This is a genomic window from Synechococcus sp. CCAP 1479/10 (assembly GCF_019038515.1).
Taxonomy (GTDB): Bacteria; Cyanobacteriota; Cyanobacteriia; order PCC-6307; family Cyanobiaceae; genus Cyanobium.
This window is the reverse complement of sequence record NZ_JAFKRJ010000065.1, coordinates 1-256: the sequence shown is the minus strand read 5'-3', so window position 1 is coordinate 256 and position 256 is coordinate 1. Positions and strand designations below refer to the sequence as shown.

General features: G+C 70.3%; 1 protein-coding gene. It reads right to left on the bottom strand.

The window, feature by feature from the left end; all coding sequences use genetic code 11:
- Window positions 1–242, bottom strand: a 242-nt coding sequence (locus KUG39_RS16980) for a cyclic nucleotide-binding domain-containing protein (protein ID WP_502988660.1), incomplete at its 3' end; no start/stop codon positions are given.
- Window positions 243–256: the final 14 nt, after the last annotated feature.

Sequence of the window (256 nt, the reverse complement as noted above, 5' to 3'; positions counted from 1 at the left end):
GTGAGGGCCTCGACGCAGACACCCTCGCTGCAGAGACGGTCGGTGCGGAGCTGGTCACCGGGTTGCAGGAAGGCCAGGGTCATCCCCTCGGTCTCCTCGCAGGGGCAATAGACGCGGGCGATGCCGTCGAGGACCTCGAGGCAGGAACCGCCGGGGCGGGGGGTGGGGTCAAGCAGGACCGTCTGACCGGCGGGCATGCGCACGGCACTGACGGGATCGTCGGGGAGGAAGCGGTAACGCATCGGGCGAAGGGAGG